Source organism: Ekhidna sp., from assembly GCF_965227465.1.
Lineage (GTDB): Bacteria > Bacteroidota > Bacteroidia > Cytophagales > Cyclobacteriaceae > Ekhidna.
Window position 1 is genome coordinate 2,876,585 of the sequence record NZ_OZ245746.1, and the last position, 24,286, is coordinate 2,900,870.

General features: G+C 39.7%; 16 protein-coding genes. 10 read left to right on the forward strand and 6 right to left on the reverse strand.

The window, feature by feature from the left end:
- Window positions 1-40: 40 nt before the first annotated feature.
- A complete protein-coding gene (locus ACO05G_RS12630) occupies window positions 41-2,893 on the forward strand; it encodes a CHAT domain-containing protein (RefSeq protein WP_421763105.1) in 2,853 nt (950 codons plus the stop codon).
- Here ACO05G_RS12630 and ACO05G_RS12635 read toward each other — a convergent pair.
- Together ACO05G_RS12635 and ACO05G_RS12640 are read right to left on the reverse strand one after the other, a co-directional pair.
- The gene (locus tag ACO05G_RS12635; protein ID WP_421763106.1) at window positions 2,884-3,573 is read right to left on the reverse strand and encodes a hypothetical protein; all 690 of its coding nucleotides are present in this window, start codon (window positions 3,571-3,573) and stop codon (window positions 2,884-2,886) included. The two genes, ACO05G_RS12630 and ACO05G_RS12635, sit on opposite strands and share 10 nt — an antisense overlap.
- On the reverse strand, window positions 3,561-4,106 hold the full coding sequence (locus tag ACO05G_RS12640; protein ID WP_421763107.1) for an RNA polymerase sigma factor: 546 nt from the start codon (window positions 4,104-4,106) through the stop codon (window positions 3,561-3,563). The genes ACO05G_RS12635 and ACO05G_RS12640 overlap by 13 nt, the downstream gene beginning before the upstream one ends.
- Before the next feature lie 111 nt (window positions 4,107-4,217).
- Here ACO05G_RS12640 and ACO05G_RS12645 point away from each other — a divergent pair, with 111 nt between their 5' ends.
- The 4 genes from ACO05G_RS12645 to ACO05G_RS12660 all read left to right on the forward strand — a co-directional run bounded on the left by ACO05G_RS12645 (window position 4,218) and on the right by ACO05G_RS12660 (window position 15,594).
- Complete coding sequence (locus ACO05G_RS12645; RefSeq protein WP_421763108.1) at window positions 4,218-10,178, forward strand: Ig-like domain-containing protein; 5,961 nt, start codon at window positions 4,218-4,220, stop codon at window positions 10,176-10,178.
- 123 nt (window positions 10,179-10,301) lie between these two features.
- The gene (locus tag ACO05G_RS12650) at window positions 10,302-12,164 is read left to right on the forward strand and encodes a gamma-glutamyltransferase family protein (RefSeq protein WP_421763109.1); all 1,863 of its coding nucleotides are present in this window, start codon (window positions 10,302-10,304) and stop codon (window positions 12,162-12,164) included.
- 25 nt (window positions 12,165-12,189) lie between these two features.
- Entirely contained in the window at window positions 12,190-15,195 is a 3,006-nt protein-coding gene (locus ACO05G_RS12655; RefSeq protein ID WP_421763110.1) for a WD40/YVTN/BNR-like repeat-containing protein, read from the forward strand.
- A gap of 12 nt (window positions 15,196-15,207) precedes the next feature.
- Entirely contained in the window at window positions 15,208-15,594 is a 387-nt protein-coding gene (locus ACO05G_RS12660; RefSeq protein WP_421763111.1) for a group III truncated hemoglobin, read from the forward strand.
- A 5-nt stretch (window positions 15,595-15,599) separates the two neighbouring features.
- Here ACO05G_RS12660 and ACO05G_RS12665 read toward each other — a convergent pair whose 3' ends face one another.
- A complete protein-coding gene (locus tag ACO05G_RS12665; RefSeq protein WP_421763112.1) occupies window positions 15,600-15,971 on the reverse strand; it encodes a DUF1801 domain-containing protein in 372 nt (123 codons plus the stop codon).
- 115 nt (window positions 15,972-16,086) lie between these two features.
- On the opposite strand from ACO05G_RS12665, the gene ACO05G_RS12670 reads away from it, so the two are divergent.
- Window positions 16,087-16,581, forward strand: a complete 495-nt coding sequence (locus ACO05G_RS12670) for a VOC family protein (RefSeq protein WP_421763113.1) — start codon at window positions 16,087-16,089, stop codon at window positions 16,579-16,581.
- A 30-nt stretch (window positions 16,582-16,611) separates the two neighbouring features.
- Here the strand turns inward: ACO05G_RS12670 and ACO05G_RS12675 are convergent, their stop codons facing one another.
- The gene (locus ACO05G_RS12675) at window positions 16,612-17,001 is read right to left on the reverse strand and encodes a hypothetical protein (RefSeq protein ID WP_421763114.1); all 390 of its coding nucleotides are present in this window, start codon (window positions 16,999-17,001) and stop codon (window positions 16,612-16,614) included.
- Between the two features lie 209 nt (window positions 17,002-17,210).
- Window positions 17,211-20,573 carry a methylmalonyl-CoA mutase family protein gene (locus ACO05G_RS12680; protein WP_421763115.1) on the reverse strand — a complete coding sequence of 1,121 codons (3,363 nt, stop codon included), beginning with the start codon at window positions 20,571-20,573 and terminating at the stop codon, window positions 17,211-17,213.
- A 227-nt stretch (window positions 20,574-20,800) separates the two neighbouring features.
- Between ACO05G_RS12680 and ACO05G_RS12685 the strand changes: the two genes are divergently transcribed.
- A complete protein-coding gene (locus tag ACO05G_RS12685) occupies window positions 20,801-21,763 on the forward strand; it encodes an HNH endonuclease (RefSeq protein ID WP_421763116.1) in 963 nt (320 codons plus the stop codon).
- 217 nt (window positions 21,764-21,980) lie between these two features.
- Window positions 21,981-22,274, forward strand: a complete 294-nt coding sequence (locus ACO05G_RS12690; protein WP_421763117.1) for an endonuclease domain-containing protein — start codon at window positions 21,981-21,983, stop codon at window positions 22,272-22,274.
- A 94-nt stretch (window positions 22,275-22,368) separates the two neighbouring features.
- Here the strand turns inward: ACO05G_RS12690 and ACO05G_RS12695 are convergent, their stop codons facing one another.
- The gene (locus ACO05G_RS12695; protein WP_421763118.1) at window positions 22,369-23,256 is read right to left on the reverse strand and encodes an AraC family transcriptional regulator; all 888 of its coding nucleotides are present in this window, start codon (window positions 23,254-23,256) and stop codon (window positions 22,369-22,371) included.
- Window positions 23,257-23,442: 186 nt separating this feature from the next.
- Between ACO05G_RS12695 and ACO05G_RS12700 the strand changes: the two genes are divergently transcribed.
- On the forward strand, window positions 23,443-24,033 hold the full coding sequence (locus ACO05G_RS12700) for a hypothetical protein (RefSeq protein WP_421763119.1): 591 nt from the start codon (window positions 23,443-23,445) through the stop codon (window positions 24,031-24,033).
- Window positions 24,034-24,129: 96 nt separating this feature from the next.
- Window positions 24,130-24,243, forward strand: coding sequence for an acyl-CoA dehydrogenase (locus ACO05G_RS12705; RefSeq protein WP_421765718.1), 114 nt, complete (start codon window positions 24,130-24,132; stop codon window positions 24,241-24,243).
- Window positions 24,244-24,286: the final 43 nt, after the last annotated feature.

Genomic DNA, 24,286 nt, shown 5'->3' on the forward strand with positions numbered 1-24,286 from the left:
AGAGTAAGCTGTTTTCTATCTTAGATAATATCTAAATGCCATGTCACCCTACGCCACCAAGTTTTCAACCCTGTTATTATTACTTTTCACCTATGTGATACAAGCTCAGGTTTCTGAAGATTCATTAGTGAAACAGCAACAAAAAGGAGAAGAGCTTTTTCTGAGTTTTCAATTTCAGGAGGCCGTTCCCATTCTGAAAGAGGTAGCGTTTTCATTTAAGGAAAAGGAAATATGGAAAAACTATTTTGAGTGTAAATATTACATCAATCTTTCCTACGTTCTCATTGATCGCAATTCACAGCAAGCACTTGATAGCCTTGAATCTGACTTAAGTCTTGCAATGGATAAAATGGGAGAAAAGAGCTCTGGAGTTGGCGAAATATTATTCGGACTTGGTTGGTTGCATGATAATGCCCTAAGAAAGAAGGAAAAAGGTGCTGAGTACTATATTAAATCCCTTCACGCTTTTGAAAGTTCGTTCGGTTCTATTCATAAAAAAACAGCGAAAACGATATCAAACTATACTCAGATTCTGGTTTCGCTAGGGCGCGATAAAGAGGCGGAGCAATACCTGCAAAAAGCTTTAAAAATCTATGAGAAATTATACAATGAAAATGATAGTGAATGGTCCAGACTCTATAATGCAGCGTACTACTATTATGAGGGTTTAAGTCTGCAAGACCAAGCATTGAAGTATGCAAAGGCACAATATGAATTAGCTCAAAACGGCGGATCAAATAAACGCATACTGCTAAATGCTTGTAGGAATTTATGTATGAGCTATTTCCATCTACAAGAATATGATAAAGCCAGGTTTTTTGCATTGGAAGAGCTTAAAATGAGGGAAGGAATACAATCACAAGAGCAAACAATTGCTATTTACAATAACCTAGGGAGGATTTATACATTTTTAGATTCGACCGATAGGGCCCTTCAGTACACTTTAAAAGCATGGCAATCCAAAAAAGAGATTTACGGTGAAGGGCATCCTTTGACTGTGAGTTCCGCTATTAATTATGGGAATCTGTTATCAGGCATTGGTAGAACATCAGAAGGAATGGATATACTTCAAAGCCAACTATCACTTGCTAAAGATCCTGAAAATCAATTACGCCTTCAAGCACTAATGAGTGTATCATATAAGGAAAGTAAAGACTGGAAAAACGTAATTGAACAGCACAGAGAAGCAAGGAGGGAATACTTTGAAACCGAGATGATGGATAAAATGCTCGCTTTCTATTTTTATGGACAATCTGCCATTTCAGCTATTGAAAGTGGTATTGAATTAGGTAGCGATGAATCTCTCCAAAAAGCACTTAACACTTTTGAAGAAGCTGATTCATTAGCGAATCATTTTTGGGGTAATATCGATTATTACGACAATCAGCGTCACTTTCTCAATCTCCATACAGACTTGTATCTCATTGGAACAAAGCTCTTTTTTAGCTTATTTGAGAAAAATAATAATCCAACCTATGCTGATAGGTTCCTCTACTCAACCGAAAAATGTAAATCATCCATCTCTTACTCTACATTCCAGCTTGCTCAGCGAATGGAACAACTCAATGTACCCCATGATATACTAAACTTGAAAGCCGAGATTGAACAAGAGATTTTAGCCTTACAAAACGAAGAGGATGGGTCAAAAACACAACTAATTAAGAAGACAAATCAAAGAGACAGTTTAAACAAGGTGATTCGGAATAATTATCCTTCTTATTACCAAGAACGAATCAACACATCATACGCATCTATTTCTCAGCTTCAAGAAAAATTGGATAATAAATCTGCTTTTCTCATCTACAATAATGGTGAATATGTGGTTGATAAAAAATCTGAAGTTTATGCCATGTTAATTATGAGAGATGGGGTGAAATTATGGCACAAGCAGACGGAGGATTTCAGTGATAAGCTGGAAAGCTATCTTTCAGATGTAAGAAATAGAAAGGATCAGCTTCGCTATGAGGATGAGTTATTCCAACTTTTGAGTTTATCTGAATTGGCGCTATTCCCTGAAATCATAAATCTTAACATTGTCCCTAGCAATGAGCTTTTCTATCTTCCTTTTGATCTTCTCACCGATACTGAAGGAAACTATTTACTTGAAAAGTATACCATTAGATACTTACAATCTGTATCTATGGAAGCTTTATTAGCAAATACTGAACCTAGAATTGTTAAAATAAGCACGTTAATCTCCCCTGATTTTAGTTCATCAGTAGATATGGCAGATGGAAGAGTGCGGGAAAGCTCCAAAGCTACCTTAACTAGCGCTAACAGGGAAATCAATCAAATAAGGAAAATAATAAGTGGTCAAAGATTTACAGATAGCTCGAAAAAGAAGATTATTCAACAGCTTGAGCAATCTGATTTAATCCATCTTGCCACACATGCAGAAGTCAACCTTCAAAGTCCAGGAAAATCTGCTGTATACCTAACAGATTCTGAGGATAGTGTTCTTTATGCCTATGAATTGTACAATCAAAAATTTAATGCTGACCTTGTCACATTAAGCGCTTGTAATACGGGAGTGGGCAAACTACAGAATGGGGAGGGTTTACAAAGTTTAGGTAAAGCCTTTTTATACGCCGGTTGCCCTAATTTGATTATCAGTCACTGGGAGGTAAATGATGAATCCACCGCTGAGTTAATGGGATATCTTTATGAAAATTTGAAGGAAGGAATGAACAAAGATGAAGCACTTCGACAGGCAAAGCTGACTTATCTGCAAAATGCTGATCCAGTCAAATCACACCCATATTATTGGGCTGGTTTTACATTCACTGGAAATCCCGAGCCATTGGTATTTGATAGCGATTTTAAAAAATGGTTTATCATCTTGATTCCAATAATTTTTGTGGTTTTTCTTTCTAGAAAAAAACGTCAAAGCTGATCAAGCACCTCCTTAGACCTACGTGCTAATCCATTTTTCCCATTAGAAAGCTCTCCCAATAATTCACTAGCCTCACCTATACGCTCTAACTTGATTAAAACCAGAGCCTGATACCATGTTCCAATGTCAATGTATTTTGATGATTCGGGTATTTGATCAAACATGTTGAGCGCTTCTTCAAATCGTTCTAACTCCATTAAACAAATGCCAGCATAAAGATCATATCCAATTCGGTCACTTGCATTTTGCAACTCTTTGATCTTTTCGTAGGCCTCTTGATACTCTCCTTGCTTATATGCCTCAAATGCCTCCTCCTCAAGATTATTCTCTAAACTTTCACCTCTCACTTCTCCAAACTCATACACTCCATAGGGCTCATAGAAATTGGTATAAATGGAATTTGCATTCGGTGAGTCATAAATGAAAAGATAACTTATGATCAAGAGTGGAATCAATGCTGCCACTGCGTACCAATATTTAGAACGTGTTTGTTCACCCCGCTGAAGCACACTTTTTAAGCGTTCACGTTCAGAAAAAGCAATTCCTTTCATAATCAAACGCTCCTTTTCTACCTCATCTCTTAGCCCTTTTTCTGCATCCAGCTTTTTCTCAAAATTGGATTTATCTTCAGCAGAAAGTTGATTCTGAATGTATTTTCGTATTTGTTCTATGTCTTCCATACTTTGTCCTTTAAGTATTTGATGCACCTTGATTTTTGAACCTTCAATACATTTTTATCTGAGTATTCCAATGCTTCAGCAATTTGTCCCAGACTCATTGATTGATAGTAAAACAGTTTCAAAATAGACTTACAGGGCTCATGCATTTCATCAAAATATTTTTTTAATTGAGAGATTAATCCATTTTCTTCCTCCTCCTCTTCCAACCACTCCCGATAATAGATTTTCACCTCATCCACCTTATTATCTTGTCTCTTTTGTAGTTTGAATCTTTTTAATAACTGATTTCTACAAATCGCAAACAAATAGGTTTTCAACGTGCACTTGAGGTCAACTAACTTTCCATCAAGGGCAGCTTCATAAAGCACGATGATTGAATCTTGATAAACATCTTCAAATGAAAAATCATCACCAAAGTGCTTCATCAACCAGCTTCTAGCCTCTTTTTTATAAAAGTTATAAACCTGCTTAAATACAGCTTCATCACCTTTAGACAATCGATCAATTACATTTTCGTCGCTACTTATTTTCACTACTTAGTATTTCATCAACCAAAATAGTTAACACCTAATCGAAAAAAAATTTTACTGAGCTGTTAACCTTCAACCACATCGGCTATTAAGACTTGAAAAATTACAATAGTCATGAAAACATTTAACACTACTGATCACAACCATCGCCGACTGAAGCACACACTTTGGACAATAGAAGCGATCGTCTTTATTGCTAGCTTATTGCTAGCCCATGCAAGTCAAGCTCAGAATGTCAACATTCCGGATGCTAACTTTAAATCATATTTAGTTGGAAATACCTCCATTAACACTAATGCTGATGGAGAAATTCAGGTAAGTGAAGCTACTTCCTACACAGGAGCAATCATTTCCAATAACCTGGATATTTCGGACTTGACTGGAATTGAAGACTTTCCAAATATTACTGAGCTCAATGTTGCTCAAAACAATTTATCCAGTGTCGATTTGAGTCAGAATACAGCACTTACCACGCTGTATCTTTCAATAAACGACCTTACTTCAGTTGACCTATCTCAGAATACCTCTCTACAATCACTTTATGTGAACGGGAACGATCTAACAGGTATAGATCTTTCGACTAATCTGTCTATCGATACATTGGATTTGAGCAACAATGCATTCACCTCAATCGATTTAAGCGAAAACACTGCATTGAAATGGTTAAGAATCAGAGGAATGAACTTTACCTCCCTAGACTTAAGTGCAAATACAGCTCTTAAAAATTTAAGCATCGCAGATAATTCGTTTTCTACTATTGACTTATCGGCAAACACACAACTTGAATATCTTTTTGCAAACAGCAATGATTTAACCTCAATAGATGTTTCAAATAACACTGCTCTAAAAGAACTTGAATTATGGGGGAGTCAGCTAACTACACTAGACGTCTCAAGCAACCCATTGCTAGAAGTATTGAATTGCGCAAATAATTTCAACTTATCAACTCTTGACCTTTCTCAAAACGCACAATTAAGAGAGCTAGATGCATCTGATACTGACATTACAACCATAGATCTGTCAAATAATACGCTATTGGAGGAGTTGGCAATAACAGATAACAATCTGGCTTCTATAGATGTGACGCCACTCTCAGAACTTATTGAATTATATGTTTACAGCACCCAAATTCAAAGCATCGACCTTACTCAAAACCCAAACCTAGAATACCTGGATATAGAGTATAACCAGCTAGCTCAAATTGACATTTCTCAAAACACAATGCTAATAGAGGCCATATTAAATGGTAATACACCTTTAAGTCATTTGAATGCAGCGAATGGAAATAATGAAAACTTATATCTGGAAGTCGATACATCACCCAACCTAGAGTGTATTCAAGTAAGCAATGTAGATTATGCCAATGCCAACTGGGGAAAAGATGAGACTGCATCATTTAGCCTCGATTGTCCGGGCCCCTTTGAGTTGGTCTCGTTGACTCCTGGAAATGGCTCTACAGAAGCTTCTAAAGAATCTGTATTAACGTTAACATTTTCTCACGATGCGGATGTTGGCGCAGGTAACATTAAGGTTTATAAAGTATCTGATGATGCCTTGGTCGCACAATTAAATAATTTCAATAGCACGTATATGACCATTGATGGTCCAAGCATAACCTTTGATTTTCCGGTAGATTTCCCGCAAGGTGAGGGGTTGTATGTTCAAGTATCTGACGCTTATCTCAGAAGTGATTTGATTAGTGAAGACTGGGAAGGTATTCAGGATAACACAAGCTGGACTTTTACAGTAGAAGATACACGACCACAAATCATCTCCTTTTCTCCCACAACTGAAATTATACCAGTCAATGTGGAATTGTCATTAACCTATGATCGTGAGATGGTTCTGACTACATCCTCTATTCCTGCTATTAGGGTCTATAACTCTGACGATACGCAAGTATTCTTTGCAAACAAAAACAGCCCATATATTGAATTGAATGGAGCTACGGCAACTATTTCATTACCTAACCCTCTGGCTTCCGGAACGGATTACTACGTTACGCTGGGAGAAGGCCTTTTTGTGGATGCAGAGGATATTGCAAATGGAGGTCAGGACATAGAAGATGATCAAACATGGAATTTTAGTACCAGAATCAATGATGGTAACGGACCTGATATTGTTTCTCTGAGCCCTTCGAATGGTGCTACCAAAGTTGAACGTGCCGGTAATGCCATTGATTTTGAAATCACATTTGATGAGCCTGTCTATTTAGGAAATACAAGTGGGGCTGTAAGATTATATCGTGAAGCAGGTGAATCGGATGTGCTCTACTATAATATTGGAAATATTGCGTCAATAAGTGAGGATAACTTAACTGTAACTTTCAATATTCCTGGAAACTATAACATGTTTGAAAATACGGAACATTATATTCTTCTGGATGAGACAAATGGTTCCAATCAAGTCATTTTTGATGCTGATGGAAACAATGTAACTGCCATTGATGGAGAAAACGATTGGCGTTTTACCACATACGGAGCAATAGAAATTCAATCCACAGTTCCCGCTGATGATGCTGTTGATGTAAGTACTTCAGGAGTAGTATCATTCACAACAAATAATGATATTACTGTGGCCACCGGTGCTCCTATTTACCTTAAATATGCTAGCAATAACGCAAATGCATCAGTTGTTACTACAGACTCAGAAGAGGTTATACTCAATGGCAATGAGGTAACAATCGATTTTGGTGAATTGAATACGAACACCTCCTATTATGTTTATATCCCAAATAGTGCGTTCAGAGATGAATTCAACCAGACATTCACTATCGCGGGTACAGAAACATGGAATTTCACAACTGGCGATGAGATTGCACCAAGTCTCGTCACAATTTCTCCATTACATGAATCTACAGACGTTGCAGCAGATGAGGATTTGATTTTAACCTTTAATGAAAATGTTCAATTGAGTGGTGAAGGAATATTTAAAATGTACGATCGATCCAATGATCAGCTAATAGGAACCATATGGTCTTTTGATGCTGGAGCGACAATAAATCAAAACACGGTAACCTATGATATTCCAATAGATCTACCTTATGGTACTGAAATCTATATTGAAATAACCAATGCAATCGAGGATTTAGCCGGTAATAGAGCAGAAAATATCACAGGCAGTGATGATTGGTATTTTACTGTCGAAGGAGAGCTGGATGCTCCGCAAATAACATCTTTATCTCCGTTAAATGGTGCAACTGATGTTTCAATTACTGAAAACTTAGTGTTGAACTTTGATGAGAATGTTCAATTGACTGGATCGGGTTTATTCAAAATGTACAACGCCGCTACTGATGAACAAATTGGTGCTAATTGGGCATTTAACTCAGGTGCCACTGTGGATGGAAGTACGGTTACCTATGACATTCCCATAGACCTACCATACGAAACAGAAATTTATTTCACCATAACCAATGCGATCGAAGATGAATGGGGAAATAACGCTCCCAATTTCACAAATAGTACTGACTGGGTAATAACCACCCTGGCAGAACCTGATGAAATCGCACCGTCGATAGAAGTATTAAATCCAACCGATGATGCCATTGATATAGCTGTCAATCAAATGTTAGAAATCACCTTTGATGAAGACGTTATGATTGCCACTAGTGGAGCAACAAAGCAAGCGATTATAAAGTATGGTAGTAACCAGATATTCGAAGTTGTTACCCTTACAAATGATAACATTCAGGGAAACATACTTTCAATTCCTCATCAGGATTTTGCAAGAGAAACAACCTATTACATGTACCTGGCGGATGGGGTAATTGCGGATCTCTCAAATAATTGGTTCAGTGGAATAATAGAATCTACTGAGTGGAACTTCACCACTGAAAGTAAGCTAGATCAAAGCATAACATTTTCTGAAATTACTGATAAAGTCTATGGAGATGATTCATTTCAGCTCTCCGCTTCAAGCTCATCTAATCTTGATGTATCGATCACAGTAGTTGAAGGCCCTATCTCTTTGGATGGGAATACAGTAACTATTACAGGAGCAGGGAATGCAACGATTGCCGCCAATCAAGCCGGTGATGATACATTCAATCCTGCTCAAGAGGTGACTCGATCTTTTGAAATTGCTAAAGCAGATCAAGTCATCACCATCACTCCAATTAATGATCAGCTGACAACTGATGCGGCGTTTGATATTAATGCAGAAGTAAACACTGGACTGGAGCTTACTTACAGCGTTTCTGGACCTGCAACTAATGAGGGAGCGACCATAACACTAACTGGGGAAAGTGGAACTGTGACTGTTACGGTATCTCAAGCAGGTAATGACAATTACAATAGTACGTCTTCCACTGAGTCTTTTGATGTCTTGGATCCTGCTAAACAAGATCAAACAATCACATTCTCTGCAATTGAAGACAAAGTCTTCGGTGATGATTCATTTCAGCTCTCCGCTTCAAGCTCTTCTGATCTTGATGTATCGTTCACAGTAGTTGAAGGCCCAATCTCTTTGAATGGGAATACAGTAACTATTACAGGAGCAGGGAATGCAACGATTGCCGCCAATCAAGCCGGTGATGATACATTCAATCCTGCTCAAGAGGTGACTCGATCTTTTGAAATTGCTAAAGCGGATCAAGTCATCACCATCACTCCAATTAATGATAAGCTGACCACCGATGCAACGTTTGATATTGATGCAGAAGTAGACTCTGGGCTGGAGCTTACTTACAGCGTTTCTGGTCCTGCTACAAATGAGGGTGCGACAGTAACATTAACTGGAGAAAGTGGAACTGTTACTGTTACGGTATCTCAAGCAGGAAATGATAGCTACAACAGCGCTTCATCTTCGGAATCATTTGATGTGACTGATCCTGCAAAACAAGATCAGACCATCACATTCTCTGAAATTGCTGATAAAGTATATGGAGACGATTCATTTCAGCTTTCAGCTACAAGTTCTTCTGATCTTGACGTTTCATTCTCTGTAATCGAGGGCCCAATCTCACTGGATGGAAATACCGTGACCATTACAGGAGCAGGGAATGCAGCGATTGCCGCCAATCAAGCCGGTGATAACACTTTCAATCCTGCATCAGAAGTGACTCAATCTTTTGAAATCGCCAAAGCAGACCAAGTGATCACCATCACTCCAATTAATGATAAGTTGACAACTGATGCGGCGTTCGATATCGTTGCTGAAGTTGATTCAGATCTTGCACTTACTTACAATGTATCCGGCCCTGCTACAAACAGTGGCGCAACTGTAACACTAACCGGGGAAACAGGGACAGTAACCTTCACAGTATCGCAAGATGGAAATGATAACTATAATAGTGTTTCCTCTTCTGAATCGTTTGAAGTCACTGATCCTACAAAACAAGATCAAATCATCACATTCTCCGCAATTGAAGACAAAGTCTTCGGTGATGAATCATTTCAGCTCTCCGCTTCCAGCTCCTCTGATCTTGATGTATCGTTCACAATAGTTGAAGGTCCAATCTCACTGGATGGAAATACCGTTACCATTGCTGGAGCAGGAACAGCAACCATTGCCGCCAATCAAGCCGGTGATGACACATATAATCCAGCTTCAGAAGTGACTCAATCTTTTGAAATTGTCAAAGCAGAACAAGTGATCACCATCACTCCAATTGAGGATAAGTTGACAACCGATGCAGCGTTTGATATTGATGCAGAAGTAGACTCTGGGCTGGAGCTTACTTACAACGTTTCTGGTCCTGCAACAAATGAGGATGCAACCGTAACATTAACTGGAGAAAGTGGAACTGTTACTGTAACGGTATCTCAGGAGGGTAATGAGAATTACAACTCTGCTTCAGCAATAGAGTCATTTGAGGTAACTGAAAATGTATTGGGCTTTGAAAATGATATTGATGTAGAATATTATCCAAATCCTGTTAGAAATAAATTAACCATCAAAACCAGCGAAAATTCTACCATTCGATTGATTGGAATGAATGGAAGGATTCTATTGGCTAAACATAAAATTCGCTATGGATCACTGGATCTTTCAACTATAAAACCAGGTCTTTATGTACTTGAAATTAAATCAGGCGATCAGGTTTTTAGGGAACAGATTATTAAGGCTAACTAAGGAAGCATAAGCTAATGGCTATGCGATTAGGGCCGCTCAAGGAGCGGCCCTTTTTTGTGGCTTCAAAAAACAGCTATAATTAGTAAATTGAGGTACATTCAATGACCAAAACCCATCCTCATCATGTTAATCAAAAGACTTCTCTACTCAATACTCGGCATATTCAGTGTCTTTCTACTCGTTGCACAATCCACCCAAAAACCTATCCTTCATGCCAGACACTGGATGGCAATTACTGGAAAACCTTTGGGAGCAACCGCAGGAGCTACTACATTCAATAAAGGAGGAAATGCGGTTGACGCAGCTTGTGCAATGCTGGCAGCTACCAGTACCATGTGGGATGTGTTAAGTTGGGGAGGTGAAACTCAGGCACTCATTTACAATCCAAACACGGGAAAAGTCATCGGCATTAATGCTTTAGGGGTAGCACCTACCGGAGCAACTGTAGAGTTTTATAAGGAAAAGGGATATGACTATCCACCTCAGTATGGACCTTTGGCGGCTGTTACTCCTGGCACACCCGGAGGTTTAATGACCATGTTAGCCGAGTACGGCTCTATGAGTTTAGAAGAAGTCCTTGCTCCCGCAATGGAGATGGCGATGGGATATCCAATGGAAGGGCAGACTGCCAGACGCATCGAAGGATCAAAAGATGAAATAAAGAAGTGGCCTGCATCTAAACGAATTTTTCTCACCAATTTGGGAAAGGAAACAGAGGCGCCTGATGAAGGGGAGATTTTTGTTCAAAAAGACCTCTACAATACATTATCAAAGCTAATCGAAGCAGAACGAAAAGCCCTTAAAGATGGTAAGTCAAGAAAAGAGGCTATTTATGCTGCCTACGACAGATTTTATAAAGGTGACATAGCGGATGATTTTGTGAAGGGAGTAAAAGAATTAGGTGGGTTGATCACTAAGAAAGATCTGGCAAATTGGAAAGTATACATCGAAGAACCGCTGAAAACCAATTACAAAGGGATAGATGTATACAAGTTAACCTCATGGGTTCAAAGTCCGGTGATGCTTCAATCACTCAATATGGTAGAACAATTGGATCTGAAAGGGATGGGGTACAACTCGGTGAATTACATTCATGCGCTTTACCAAATTATGAATATGACCTTTGCTGATCGTGATTTCTACTACGGCGACCCTTACTTTCCACCTGCTGAGCCTATCGATGGGTTAATGTCCAAAGAATATGCAAAGGCGCGATTAAAGGAAATCAACTGGGAGATGAATGACCCGGAAGTAAAACCTGGAGATCCCTATCCTTACCAAAATGGCAAAAATCCATATTTGAAATACATCGAAGACTGGGCAAAAGAAATGAATGGCAAAACAGGGTTTGTCCCCAATATTCAGTCTCCTTCGTCTGAATTTCCTAAAGGAACTGAAATATATAACGGCACCACCTCCATCCAAACAGCTGATGAAGAGGGGTGGGTAGTCTCTATCACTCCAAGTGGCGGCTGGGTTCCTGCAGCTATCGCTGGTAATACCGGCATTGGACTCAGCCAGCGTGCTCAAAGTTTTGTGCTGAATGAAAAAGAGAATCCGTATAACGTGATCGAGCCAGGCAAACGACCGAGAGCCACCCTTACCCCTACACTGGCACTTAAAGATGGTAAGCCATTCCTATCGTTTGCAGTTCAGGGAGGAGATTCTCAAGACCAAAACCTCTTGCAATTCTTCCTTAATATGGTAGAGTTTGACATGAATGTACAAGAGGCTGCAGAGGCTGCCAATGTTAACAGCTTTCAAATGAAGGGCTCATTCGGGCAACATGAAATTGAGCCTGGAAAACTTTTAATTAGAGAAGATACACCGGATTATGTTCGTAAAAAACTTCGTGACATGGGCTATACACTTCAAATTCGGGAACGAACCTCGGGACCTATCAATGCCATCTACTTCGACTGGGAACATGGAAGCATGTGGGGTGGTAGTAGTAATTTCGGAGAGGATTATGGCATTGGCTGGTAGATAACTAATAACTTAAATCAACAACATGAATCGTACGATTACCTTGCTGCTTCTGACAGCAGCACTTGCTTCCTATAGTCAGGATTTTTCAACATTCAAATACAGAAATCTTGGCCCCTATCGGGGTGGTAGAGTCACCGCGGTGGCCGGGATTGCGTCAGAACCGGCTACCTTCTATCTCGGAGCAACCGGTGCTGGAGTCTGGAAAACCGAAGATTATGGAACAACGTGGAGGAACGTGTCTGATGGTTTCTTCAGCACGCCTTCGATAGGAGCATTGGAAGTGGCTCAAAATGACCCCAACATTATTTATGTGGGTACTGGCTCTGACGGGTTAAGAAGCAATGTCATCGAAGGCAAAGGAGTCTATAAATCCATTGATGCAGGGGAGACCTGGATGCATGTTGGCTTAGAAAATGTAGGTCAAATTGGAGCAGTCAGAATTCACCCTACCAATCACAATATTGTATATGTAGCGTCTGTAGGTAAAGCTTTTAATGCTAATCCGGAACGAGGAATTTTTAAAACGGAAGATGGCGGGAAGACCTGGAAAAAAATTCTTTATGTATCAGAAAAAACAGGTTTCTCGGATATCGAATTTCTTTCCTCTAATCCAGAAGTGCTTTTCGCTTCTGCCTGGAAAGCAGAAAGAAAACCCTGGACCATCATCAGTGGTGGCAGCCCTGAGGAAGGTGGAGTTTACAAATCAATAGATGGTGGGAAGACCTGGAATCAGGTCAATAAGGGATTACCAAATAACCTGATTGGTAAAATTGATGTAGCAGTAACCCCAGCAGACAGTAAAATCGTTTATGCCTTGATTGAGGCTCCCAATGATGAAGGCGGATTATTTAAATCGGTTGATCAGGGGGAATCTTTCGAACTTGTTTCCAATAAAGATTTTATCAGAACGAGACCATTCTATTATAATAACATACGTGTAGATCCGAAGAATGCCGATATTGTTTATTCGCTGGCCACCCGGTATTACAAATCCATAGATGGAGGAAAGAATTGGGAGCGAATGAACCCTCCTCACGGAGACAATCACGACATGTGGATCAATCCGGATAACCCTGACCTATTTATTCAGGCGAATGATGGAGGCGCCAATGTGACTCACAATGGTGGAAAAACATGGTCAACCCAGTTTAATCAACCGACCGCAGAAATCTATCAGGTGGAAGTAGATGACCAGTATCCGTATTGGGTTTACGGCGGTCAGCAAGACAATTACACCACAATAGCAGTACCTAGTCTTACGCCCTATGGAAATCAGGTTGGCGGTACCGGATATATTCTCAATACCGGAGGATGTGAAACAGGACCTGCAGTTCCCAAACCCGGTAATCCTGATATTGTCTATTCAAATTGTAAAGGCAGATTTGGTGTTTTTAATAAGAATACAGGAACAGAAATGCAATTTTATGTTGGCGCCTCCAACATGTATGGCCATAACCCTAAAGAACTAAAGTACCGGTTCCAGCGAGTCTCACCTATCCATGTATCACCACACAATCCTGATGTAGTCTATCACTGTTCACAGTACGTGCACAAAACCACTGATGATGGAAAAACATGGGAAACCATTTCTCCGGATCTAACCGCGTTTGAAGAAGATAAACAAGTTATTTCAGGATCTCCGATTACCCGTGACATCACTGGTGAAGAATTCTACAGTACGATTTATTCCATTCAAGAGTCACCAATAAGTGAAGGATTGATTTGGGTTGGCGCAAATGATGGACCAGTTCATGTTACTAAAGACGGAGGAAAAACATGGACGAATGTGACGCCTGCCAAGCTACCGTCAGGTGGACGTGTGGATGCGGTTGCGCCATCTCCTCACGATCCTGCAAAAGCTTACATAAGCGTATTGAGGTATCAGCTGGGTGATCAAAAGCCTTACATCTACAAAACTGCCAATTATGGTAAATCATGGGAGCTATTAACTACGGGGACAAATGGTATTCCTGCAGATTACCCAACACGAGTAATTCGGGAAGATCCGGAACGAGCAGGATTGCTTTATGCCGGCACAGAATACGGCATATTTATCTCGTTTGATGATGGAAAAAACTGGAAGTCTTTTCAACAGAACTTACCGATAACGCCAATTACTGATTTAAAAATTCATCGTAATGACCTGGTCATGGCTACCATGGGTCGTGGCTTTTGGGTAGTTGATAATATTGAATCCTTAAGGAATGAAAACTTCACGGAGATATCAGAAAACACGCTCTTTAAACCAGCGAATACGATACGTTACCGATATCCCACTGCAAATCGAGGAGATGCAATGCCCAACTACCCGGCACAAACAGTCGCTATTGATTACTTCCTCGAGGAAAAAACGGATGCAATCAAACTGGAAATTAAAGATGTAGATGGCAATATCATTGCAATATTTGTGAGTGACACTACAAAAAGCGAAGTGAAAGATGAAATAATCGAAAATATGGACCTAAGTGCCACAACTTATATCATCAATAAGTCACTTACGACCAACCAGGGAATGAATCGGTTTGAATGGGATATGTCTATGACGGGACCCTGGCACAGCCAAAACAATAGACGATTCAAAGGAGGTCCGTTAGCGAAACCCGGAAAATACGATGTTGTACTAACTGTCGAAGGAAGATCTTACACCAACTCTTTTGAGTTAATCATTGACCCAAGGGTAAAAGAAAACGGCGTGAGTGAAAGTGACATAAGTAGCCAAGTAGATTTTCAAATGAAAGTAGGAAATCTGCTGAGTGACGCTCGCAAGATGGAAAATGAACTTGCGGATGAGGTGAAAAAGCTAAAATCCAACGAAAGCTTATCTGAAGAAGAGCAGACTACTCTTAATAATTCGAAAACAAAGCTCGAGCAGCTAAGAACTGAGGAAGGTATTTACATGAAGCCAATGCTCGTTGATCAGATTTCATACTTATACTTCATGCTCAATCGAGCAGATCAGGTGCCAGGGAAGGATGCTTTTGATCGCTATGAGGAACTAAAAGGTGTACTCGAAAAGTTGAAAGAGTAAAACTTAAACTAGATGAAGCAAATTGAATCCAGAGATGATATCTCCCTACTGGTAAACACTTTTTATACAAACATTCGAAAAAATGAGTTGCTCGGCCCAATCTTCAATCATCACATAGAAGAGGAAAGATGGCCGGTCCATCTGGAGATGCTGACAGATTTTTGGGAGATGAATTTATTTGGAACCGGGAATTTCAATGGGAAACCAGGTATGATGCACATCATGGTAGATAGGTCCTTAAAAAATGGAATCACAGAAGAACACTTTCGTCAATGGGTTGGCTTGTGGTTTGAAACACTGGATACACTTTTTGAAGGACCTCTTGTTGAACACGCAAAAAACAGGGCCATTCAAATGGCGAATGGCCAATTTAAAATGGTAGTCAGAAGTCGAGTTTAAGGCTACTAACAATCAATATCTCCTCCTTTTTTCCACTTGTCAACTGCATTCTTTATAAATGCTTCAATTTTTGTCTCCGCTAAAGAGGTGGTCTTCTTAAACCTTAAACACCCCTTCCCATGATCTATCCCTTTTAGCAATTCACCATCCGGATCTACTTTGCTCGCATCTCCAACATACAGCGCCACGTAATTTTTCTGTGCGTTGAGTTGAAAAACAACTCCCCGATCATCTGCGTAGCTGAGCATTTTATACCTGATTCCTTCAGTGAACTTATAACCCAACAGTATACTCCTAAGCTCCATTAACTTCTCCTTACGCCAATCTTCATCCAATTCTGTAAGGTATTCTGAAGGGGTGTTAACATCGTAAAGCATCTGATTGGTTTTTAATTCAAAATAGTCAATAATTCAACAACTTGTTACATGACAGAATTGAAACTGTTTTAAACCTTGTACTAATTTTTAAAGTATACCCTTTAAATACTCCGATATGAAGAAACTATTCTGCCTTATCTCATTGGTCGTTTCAATTTCCACTTATTGCCAGAGCACTGAAGCCGAAAAACGTCAAAATGACGTATTTCAGAGTCTTCAGCCTAGTTTTTTCGCAATAGTTGTTAAAGACATTGAGCAGTCAATAGACTGGTACAACAATAACCTCGGCTTTGAGCTCGCCGACAAAACCGAATCCAAGGAAAGTGGGTTTGTAATCGCAAATATGACTTCTTCCAACACGCAGCTTGAGTTAATAGAATTAAAAGGAAGTATGTCACTGTCAGAAGCATCCAAACTATCCGGTGCATCTAAACTGGAAGGCCTCTTCAAGATCGGGTTTAAAACCTCCTTTTTCGATGATTTTGTTCAACTGTTAAAAAAGAATAACGTCAATTTCCACGGAGATGTCGTAAATGACCCGAACTCAGGTTTAAGAATGGTTATCATCAAAGATCCGGACGGAAACCGGATTCAACTTTTTGAAAATTAATTTCCCGCAAGATTAAAAATCCGTCCCCTTTTAGATTCCGCCTACACTAATATTAGGATCGCTTAGAAAAGAAATTAATGCCACCAGGAATACGGTACCACTTACTCCCGAAACTGCTTTTAAAATGGTGACAGGAACGTTTTCATCAAATTTTATTTTCCGGATATTGGAGAGTGGGATTGTTGTTATTTCCTTAACACCTTTCCTTTTATTAGAAATCAGAATAGTTTCATCAGTGAAGGATTCGAACCTGCCTCTTAGGTATGTTTTTTCATCAAGTTCCTCTTTTAACACCAATAATAGTTTATCATCAACCTCGATCTTTTCAAGTTCTGAGCTGGTGATGTCTTCCGTTTTGAGATTGTGTTTATAAGCGGTACATGAGCTTAAGAACAAAAAGCCAATGAGGAGCCAACGCATCTAATGAATTTACGTTTTTTAGTAATTTTCTCAAAATGAAAACTAAATTTTTCTATGCTGTGGGATTCTCAAATTATGGTATAATACTTCGAAAAGTACATCACTCAGATATACTTAACCTCCTATTTGACATATCATTAAGTCATTTTTTCAACACCACATATTACTCCCTGGATTCTTCACGCTGTTCAGGGTTTTCGGCCAATCATTTACATATTTCTTCGGTATTGGCCTCCAACCTCAAACATTGCATGCGTGATCTGACCCAATGAACAATATTTAGAAGCTTGCATTAAGGCTGCAAACGTATTTTCATTGTGTAATGCTGCCTCTTGAAGTTCCTTTAGTAGTTCTGCTGATTTGCTGGCATTGCCTTTGTGCATTTCCCGCAAATTGTGAATTTGCTGCTCCTTCTCCTCTTTGGTTGCACGGATAACCTCATCAGGAATGACTGTTGGTGACCCTTTAGAAGAAAGGAACGTATTTACACCGATGATTGGCATTTCACCAGTGTGCTTCAGCATTTCATAATACATTGATTCTTCCTGAATCTTACCGCGCTGATACATGCTTTCCATTGCACCCAACACACCTCCTCGTTCCGTGATTCGATCGAACTCAACCATCACAGCCTCCTCAACCAAATCTGTCAATTCCTCGATGATAAATGAGCCCTGAATTGGGTTCTCATTTTTCGACAGTCCGAGCTCTTTATTAATGATCAATTGAATAGCCATTGCTCTCCTTACTGATCCCTCCGTTGGGGTGGTTATCGCCTCATCGTAAGCATTTGTGTGCAGTGAGTTACAATTATCATAAATAGCATAAAGTGCTTGAAGTGTGGTCCGGATATCGTTGAAATCGATTTCCTGCGCATGCAACGAGCGCCCGGATGTTTGAATGTGATATTTTAGTTTCTGAGCACGGTCGTTTGCTCCGTACTTCAGTTTCATGGCTTTTGACCAGATTCTACGCGCCACACGTCCGATTACTGCATATTCCGGATCTACTCCGTTGGAAAAGAAGAACGATAGATTTGGAGCAAAGGCGTTGATGTCCATGCCTCTGGACAGGTAGTATTCCACAAATGTGAATCCATTGGCCAGCGTGAATGCAAGCTGAGAAATCGGGTTAGCTCCTGCCTCTGCAATGTGATAACCGGAAATAGAGACCGAATAGAAGTTCCGCACATTTTGATCAATGAAATACTGCTGAACATCTCCCATCAAACGAAGCGAATACTCGGTTGAGAATATGCACGTATTTTGCGCTTGATCTTCTTTTAAGATGTCTGCTTGTACAGTGCCTCGAACAGAGGAAAGTGCTTTCACTTTCATTTCCCCATATACATCGGCTGGTAATACCTGATCACCTGACACACCAAGCAGCATCAATCCTAATCCATTGTGTCCTTCCGGTAATTCGCCACTGTATGTTGGTCGTTGCACGCCCGCATCCTTGTACATCTCGTCAATTTTCGCCTCGATCTCTTTTTCCAAGCCATGTTCCTTAATGTACTTTTCACACTGCTGATCAATCGCGGCATTCATGAAGAATGCACAGATCGTAGCAGCGGGACCATTGATGGTCATGGAAACAGAAGTGGTCGGATCGCACAGATCAAAACCTGAATACAATTTTTTCGCATCATCCAGGCAGCAGATGCTAACTCCGGAGTTACCAATTTTTCCATAGATATCCGGACGGTGATCCGGATCTTCTCCGTAAAGTGTTACCGAATCAAATGCGGTAGAAAGTCTGGCAGCAGGTAGGCCCTTGGATACATAGTGAAACCTTCGGTTTGTTCTTTCCGGCCCACCTTCTCCGGCAAACATCCTTGTTGGATCTTCTCCCTGTCGCTTAAACGGGAATACACCTGAGGTATATGGAAATTCACCGGGTACGTTTTCCTGCAACGACCATCTTAAAATATCTCCCCAGGCTTCATATTTTGGAAGACTCACTTTTGGAATCCGGGTATGAGAAAGTGATTCCGTGGTGGTTTCAACCTTAATTTCTTTGCCCCTCACCTCATAGGTGAAGTACTCGCCTTCATAGTTGGCTCGTTTTGCATCCCACTCTTCTAAAAGCTTCAAGTTGTAAGGGTCAAGCTCCAGGCGAAGTTCCTCTTTGGCTTGATCAATTGCTTCAAGCGCCTCTTTTTTATCTTTTAGTATTTCACTTGTCTTATCCAGGCTATACAACTTCTGCGCTACCTCTTTTTGCTTTTCAACTGTTTCGTTGTAGCCTCTAATCGTTTCGGTGATCTCTGATAGGTATCGGGTTCGCTTTGGCGGAATGATGAAAATCTTCTCGCTCATCTCTTCAGAACTCACAAAAGAAGATTTCAATTTTGATCCGGTCTTTTCATCAATGAGGTTCATCAACGACAAGTACAACTGGTTCATTCCCGGGTCATTGAACTGAGAAGCTATCGTGCCGAATACCGGCAAATCCTCAGGTTTAGCATCCCACAGTTGATGGTTGCGCTGATATTGCTTCTTCACATCTCTAAGGGCATCCAATGCACCTCGCTTATCAAACTTGTTGAGTGCGATGATATCAGCAAAGTCCAGCATGTCAATCTTTTCCAGCTGAGTAGCTGCCCCGTATTCTGGTGTCATCACATATAGGGAAGCGTCTGAGTGATCGGTGATTTCCGTATCGGATTGACCAATACCGGATGTTTCGAGAATGATCAGGTCAAATCCGGCTGCTTTCACAATGTCGATGGCATCCTGAACATACTTAGACAATGCCAGGTTGGACTGACGGGTAGCCAGCGAACGCATATATACCCGATCACTGAAGATTGCGTTCATTCGGATTCGATCTCCCAACAGAGCTCCGCCTGTTTTCCGCTTAGACGGATCAACCGAAATAACGGCGATATTCTTATCCTCAAAATCCATTAGGAAGCGGCGAACCAGTTCATCCACTAACGATGATTTTCCTGCCCCTCCTGTTCCGGTGATTCCCAAAACAGGGGTATCAGAAGCGACCTTTCGCAAGGCAGCCATTTCATCCTTGAATTGCTCGGGATAGTTTTCTGCTGCTGAGATGGTGCGAGCTATGGCCTGATGATCTTTCGTGCTGATCTTCTTTATCTGTCCGTTCAGATTTTCTCCTACCGGAAAATCACTTTGCTTGACCAGATCATTAATCATGCCCTGTAGTCCCATTGCACGTCCGTCATCCGGGGAGTAGATGCGTGTGATCCCATGCTGATGCAACTCTTCAATTTCTTCCGGGAGGATGGTACCCCCTCCTCCACCAAACAGCTTGATTTGCTCTGCACCCCGCTCTTTAAGCAAATCATACATGTATTTGAAGTATTCTACATGACCACCCTGATAACTAGTGATCGCTATCGCCTGCGTATCTTCCTGAATGGCACAGTCTACTATTTCCTGCACGGCACGATTATGTCCCAAATGGATCACCTCACAGCCGGTAGACTGAATGATTCTTCGCATGATATTGATCGCTGCATCGTGTCCATCAAATAGGGATGCTGCGGTAACAATTCGAATGTGATTCTTAGGCTTATAAATCTCAACTTCTGGGGTCATGTCGCTTCAATTTTTGGGATGGTAAAGATACGGAAAAGGAAGGTTATTTGGAGAGATTTGGTTTCAGTGAAAATAGAGTAGGATATCGTTTGGTGCAAAGGGTCGGGAAATGAAAGAATATTTGGGCAGTTGTTGTTCTTAGCAAATGTCAATATGAATTGACCGGATACAAAAGGGGTAGCTGCAACTGCGTCCTAGGTTGGTATGAAGTGTAGTTATCTTCACATATGAATTATGATAAAAAAAGACTAGAAATATTTAACACCTATTCAGAAAATTTTCTTGCATGTTCAAACATATTTGATATTCAAGTAGGCAAGATTCAAGGAGGAAAAATTAATATTGAAAAAGAATTCTTCTACATATGCCCAACGTGCAAAGGAATTCATGATGAAAATAGTCTTGATTTAAATTTTCCTAATCATCTATCACTCGAACATGTTCCTCCAAAATCTATGGGAGGAAAAGCAACTATTTTAACATGCAAAAAGTGTAATAATACATCAGGATCAGACCTTGATATACATCTAACAAGAAACCTTAACATCAAAAGGTTGACAGACGGTTCTGGCATACCAATCGACTCTATCCTCGACTTAGGGTTTGCTAAATTCAAAGTGGATTTGAAGTTCGATAAACAGAAGACAACTTGGAATTTTCAACATAGAAATAATCCATTCCTTGAATCAAAATTATCAGAATTACAAAATTCTTGGGATGGCCTCAAATTTAATGTCAATATAAGCGGAGGTAATCCAGATAGAATAATTCTGGCTCATGTAAGAATTGCCTATCTTAAATTATTTGAGATACTTGGCTACCCCTACATCTTTACACCTAGTGGTCAATTTATAATTAAACAAATACATTCTAAAAAAGAAGTTAAGAATAATACTCTTGTCTTCAAGGATCCTAGGATTTCGGACAAAGAGGGTATTCATTTAGTCTCTGATTCTAACAAGAATTGGTTTGGGGTATTAGTTGTTTATAATCTTTTGGACAAAAAAAGTGGGATCAGGGAGCACTTTGGTGTTGTCTTACCTGGTCCTTTTGTTGAAAACCTTGAGCATTTCCAAAATATCCAGAAAACAACAATTGATATTAATTTGAAGAAGTTACCTATGATGAATTATTTAGAGGAGCCAAAGCATATTTTTAACTTATTCCATTCCTTAAATCAAAACGTTTAATTTTAACTACTAGCACAAACATTCGCTTATGCATTTTGTGTACGTACTAATCCCCCTATCCTCCTTTTTCAAGGGGGAATACATCCATTTTTGATTTGAATAAAATAAGGAAGAATTCCCACTTTCTTAAAGGGGGTGGCTTGATTCGAAGAATCAAGTTGGGGGATTCGACGAACCACAGTCGGGGGATTCAACGCAACGTTTCTATTTTTAACCTATGTATTACCTGCCGTACAACAAGAACCTAAAACAGTTTTCGAGGAATCTACGAAATAACAGCACACTCGGAGAAGTCTTGCTTTGGCAAGAACTCAGGGCAGGCTCTATAAATGGACACAAATTCAATCGGCAGAAACCACTTAATAATTACATCGTTGACTTCTATTGCAAAAAATTGAATCTGGTCATTGAAGTGGATGGCAGCAGTCACTACCATGAAGAAGCTCGCCTTCAGGATAAGGCAAGGCAACAAAATTCTAGAAGCGATGGAGTTATCCTTCCTCCGATTTGACGATCTGGATGTAAAGCATAATATGGCTTTTGTACTAGGTGAAATCTATCATTTTGTAGAATTATGGGAAAGTAGAGAATCCAACTAGTCCCACTCAAAACACCTGCTGAATAGACTTACGATAATTTGATGGGCTTTTACCCGTAAACGATTTGAACTGATCTACAAAATGAGAATAATTGCTAAAGCCACATTCAAAGCAAACCTCAGTAATACTGACCTCTTTCTCTGCCAACAATTTGGAAGCATGCACCAGGCGGTACTCATTTAAAAATTGGGTAAATGTTTTTGATGTGATCTTCTTGAAATAGCGACAAAAAGAAGTTTCTGTCATACTTACTGCCTCGGATATCTCATTTATCGAGATTGACTGTTGGAAATTACTACGGACATAATTCAGCACTGCATTCAACCGGTCATTATCCTGTGGAGCGGCCACCATCGAGAAACCATTTGCGTTTAGAATACTATACTCATGAGAAATGGAAAGGTCCCTGAGGATATCTAATAAACTTAAGACCTGATCAAATTTATCTTTATCGGATAAAGCAACAATCTTCTCACCAATATCTTCCTTACTCTTTCCGTAAAACGATAACCCTTTCTTCGCTCGCTCAAATAAAGTGCTAATATTTTTCATTTCAGGTATCCGAAGAAACTCTTTACCTAGGAAATCGGGACGCATTTGAATCACAGTTTCACTCTCATGTCCAGACAGGCGGTCTGTAAACCCCTGATGAGGAAGGTTTGATCCGATCAATACCAATTCACCTTCATTGAAATAGGATAAATGACTCCCAATATGACGCTTCCCCCGCCCCTTATTTACGAATACCAATTCCAGCTCAGGATGATAATGCCAATAGGGACGTGTATTTCTATTTTTCTCTGAAAAATGTCGTACAAGGATTGACCCTTCATGTGGAAATACCACTTTCTCTAAAGGAGGACTTTTGTATTTTTTGTTTGATACCTTATGCACTATTCTATTGAATTTTATACCAGTAAAAATCAATTTTACTGTAAAATTCCGCAATGAATTTCACATTTTAATGAATTTCATCTAATAATAGATAATATACCATAGATATTAGAAAATATTCAGGTGATATGTACATGCTACCGCCTCTAGGTTTGCATTATTAGAAATTTATAAAGTAGTAAGACAATGAAAAAGCTAAGAAACTTAGTTATCGCGATGATCTTGATGGTATCAACGATCAACGCAGGTTTAGCATCCGGTGTGGAGCATTCGCTCTTCGTTCACGTAGTTGGTGAAAAACTCATCGATCTCCATCTATCTGACATTAGTGGAAAGGTGAGGTTATACTTAGCTAATGAAGAAGGGGATATTATTCATGAACAAAATTTTAAGGCTAAGAAAGAAATGAAAATTAAAATAGATCTCAATAAAGTTGAAGTAGGTAATTACACTCTCACGCTTAGAGATCAAGCAAAACAGCAATCAGTTCCACTGAATATTAGCAATGAAGAAGTAAAGGTGGATATGAGTCTGCTTTCCAAGACCTACTTCCCAAAAGTTAAATTAGAGAAAGAATTGATGATGGTACAATTACTTTCTAATGAAACTAATGATTTACATGTGAGTATTCATTCATCTGAAGGGGAATTGCTTTTTGATGACAAAATAAAAGGGGCCGTTGGCCTAATTGGTAAGCGATTTAAATTTTTGCCCGGTAACTATAAATTGACTTTGACCAGCAATGGTTTCTCTGAGGTAAAATATTACTCATTTTGATTAATTAAAATGGATTGTATTTGGTTGAAAGTATCCTGCTTTGGCAGGATACTTTTTTTATGAAAGCTATTTGACAAAAATCAGTTATTAGGAGCTATACGAAAACTCGTCAACCAACTTTGTTGGGATCTAAGAAAAGACGTTGTTCCTTTAGTTGAGGCATTTGGAATTCCTGAAAAGCTGTTGGCCGCTCCTATTGTGGTAGATTAAATTATTTATTTATTGAGGAGGAGCACTATCATAGAAATTTCAG

Excerpts from the sequence above, each read along its gene's own strand:
- ACO05G_RS12630 (WP_421763105.1), top strand. The coding sequence starts at position 41 with ATGTCACCCTACGCCACCAAGTTTTCAACCCTGTTATTATTACTTTTC.
- ACO05G_RS12635 (WP_421763106.1), bottom strand. The coding sequence starts at position 3,573 with ATGGAAGACATAGAACAAATACGAAAATACATTCAGAATCAACTTTCT.
- ACO05G_RS12645 (WP_421763108.1), top strand. The coding sequence starts at position 4,218 with ATGAAAACATTTAACACTACTGATCACAACCATCGCCGACTGAAGCAC.
- ACO05G_RS12650 (WP_421763109.1), top strand. The coding sequence starts at position 10,302 with ATGTTAATCAAAAGACTTCTCTACTCAATACTCGGCATATTCAGTGTC.
- ACO05G_RS12655 (WP_421763110.1), top strand. The coding sequence starts at position 12,190 with ATGAATCGTACGATTACCTTGCTGCTTCTGACAGCAGCACTTGCTTCC.
- ACO05G_RS12660 (WP_421763111.1), top strand. The coding sequence starts at position 15,208 with ATGAAGCAAATTGAATCCAGAGATGATATCTCCCTACTGGTAAACACT.
- ACO05G_RS12665 (WP_421763112.1), bottom strand. The coding sequence starts at position 15,971 with ATGCTTTACGATGTTAACACCCCTTCAGAATACCTTACAGAATTGGAT.
- ACO05G_RS12670 (WP_421763113.1), top strand. The coding sequence starts at position 16,087 with ATGAAGAAACTATTCTGCCTTATCTCATTGGTCGTTTCAATTTCCACT.
- ACO05G_RS12675 (WP_421763114.1), bottom strand. The coding sequence starts at position 17,001 with ATGCGTTGGCTCCTCATTGGCTTTTTGTTCTTAAGCTCATGTACCGCT.
- ACO05G_RS12680 (WP_421763115.1), bottom strand. The coding sequence starts at position 20,573 with ATGACCCCAGAAGTTGAGATTTATAAGCCTAAGAATCACATTCGAATT.
- ACO05G_RS12685 (WP_421763116.1), top strand. The coding sequence starts at position 20,801 with ATGAATTATGATAAAAAAAGACTAGAAATATTTAACACCTATTCAGAA.
- ACO05G_RS12690 (WP_421763117.1), top strand. The coding sequence starts at position 21,981 with ATGTATTACCTGCCGTACAACAAGAACCTAAAACAGTTTTCGAGGAAT.
- ACO05G_RS12700 (WP_421763119.1), top strand. The coding sequence starts at position 23,443 with ATGAAAAAGCTAAGAAACTTAGTTATCGCGATGATCTTGATGGTATCA.